The sequence below is a fragment of the Halorubrum sp. SS7 genome, from assembly GCF_005435055.1.
GTDB lineage: Archaea > Halobacteriota > Halobacteria > Halobacteriales > Haloferacaceae > Halorubrum > Halorubrum salinarum.
The window spans coordinates 1-2,332 of the sequence record NZ_SGXV01000060.1 but is presented as its reverse complement, the minus strand read 5'-3'; the positions used below and the strand labels follow the sequence as shown (position 1 = coordinate 2,332).

Here is a 2,332-nt window from a genome sequence, read left to right as displayed (position 1 = left end):
GTTGGCGACCTCGGTGCCGTGTTCCGACCGGAGCGTGAGGTCGTACGACCCGGGCGAGAGCGGATCGGTATCCCCCGTGACCGAATCGACGCTGATACCGGGACCGGTCGTGACGAAGTCCGACGGAGATGCCGGCGACGCGTACGCGTTGATTGTGACGGGTGTTGGGCCCGTCTCAGAGGTTGTGAGTTCGAGTGTGGTTGTGGTGTTATTGGTGGTCTTATCTAGGATAATCTCCATAGATGGCACACTATGAGACACCGAAAATCGAATGAGATTACCGTTAGAAGTTTGATTCGGACCATTTTGTAGATCAATATTCTGTTTTTCTTTTCCGATGATCCTGAAACGTTCTGAATTCCCTCTCTTCGAATGAATGTAATAAGTACCAGAAGTGAGCATTGACGTATTGTACTTGATTTGTGAGGAATTATTTAATCTAGTTCCCAAAGATACAACACGGGATCTGTTTTTATTATCTATCCTGTGTAGTTCCGTATTATTTATATCTGATAGAGAAGAATTATAGTGAAGGTACTGTCCGGCATATACTGGTTTATCTAGTGATTGGTTATGCTTGATCTGGACAGCAACAGTGGAATTGGATTCATTTGTGTGGACAGAATCCTCTATTAAAATTGTACCAGCGTCCGCGACACCATCAGAAACAAACTGGTTGTTCAAGTCCGAATTCCGAAGTAACTCATAGTTTTTGGGAGAAACTCGGTTACCAGCATCTAGGCCACGTGAAAGTTGGATTGCCGCAGCATAGCGGTTACTGCGGAAAATACCCGAGTTCGGATTTGTAGTATTAAAATAGAGATCGACATTCTCATTCCATCCAGTTAGCACCTTAGAATTAGCAACAGTTACGTTTTGTAGTATATATCCGCTTGAGTTGACTGGATGTAACGAAACAAAGAATGGAGTTTTATCTTCAATAGTATCTGACACTTTAGCATTAGGAATTGTGATCTTGTTTGTCTGTGATGACGCATACGAGCGATTGGCTAGATCCACACTAGCCGTAACAATTCGACCCTCACTCGTTGACAGAGCAGAGTGTGTTACGTTAGAGGGTAAGTGATCTCTTATATCGTAATCAGTAGAGCCAAGAGTAGAGTTAGCAACAAGGAATCCTTTGACATCACCACCAAGATAGGGAGTATTAACAGAGATGGCCTGATTTGTTCTGAGCACATATTCAGAGAGATATCGAATTCCGATAATTTCGTTGTCATTATTTCTGGTGATAAATAGGGTTGAATTTGTATTTCCGCTGATGTTGTCAATCGTTATTCCTGCTGTCGTACGAGTATCCCGATGAAGTTGAGGTGAAGCAGTAGCCTGATCATGGATTTCAATTGTGCCATCAATAATTTTGAACGGATTTGTTGTCAATTCCTTTGTAAATTTCGTGGGAACAGAAGTGGATCCACTAGAAACAGCGATGTCGTACTCTACTCCTGTTGACTTTTTAGCATCACTCGTATCAATCCCAGAGATCCGAGCAGTGTTAACGAGTATTGCGCGGCCTGTACCGTCTGGGCGTATTGTAGCTCTTAATAAAGTATTATCCTCTGATCTTATTTGTGACGTGTTAGTTATATTTCCATGTTGAATACTATCAACAGATAGCGAAGCTGAAGATACATCAACACCCCTTAATTCGACATTCGATAAATTAATATATAATGATATTTTGTCTGTAGCGTTTATCTGATTGTTCGGTGTGATCTCTATATTAGTGATGTTTTGCTCAGATTGACCCACGAGAACCGTGTTTGGGTCACCTGTTTTGTTTAACGTGGGAACGTCATCAGAATTTTGAGCGGAGGCTAGACTCGCTCCAAATAATAACACAATAACACCGATCACCAAACAGAGGGCGATACCGACAGACAGCCATTGGGACGATCGCATCCGGGTCATAGCGAATGGGCCACGGATGCGAGAGCGGTCGCTTCCGGGGCAGTGCGGCGTCGAAAGCCGACCCGACGCCCGTAAAGCGCCTCTTGTCACACCGCGGGGTGTGTCACTCGGGCCGATCACTTATAAATGACTTACGGACGTGAAAGCTTCCGCTGGGAGAAATAATCGCAAGACTGCGGTGTTGTCTGTACGGACTAACGAGTGCGATTTTTGAGCGTATCGCGGGAAAAGTCCGAATGGGTACGAGGCTGGAAGTGGGCGCGGCGGCGGCCGAAGTCGGTCAGTGTTCGACGGCTTCCATCATCGAGAGCAGCTGTTCGGACTGGTCGACCCCTACCGGATGGAGACCCACCAGCGCGATCACGTCCTCGCTGTCCGCGTCGTCCGCCTGGTGTTGGAC

General features: G+C 45.8%; 1 pseudogene. It reads right to left on the bottom strand.

Annotated features, from left to right (window positions below):
• A pseudogene (locus EXE44_RS16420) lies at nt 1-1,932 on the bottom strand (hypothetical protein); the annotation flags it as partial.
• Nucleotides 1,933-2,332: the final 400 nt, after the last annotated feature.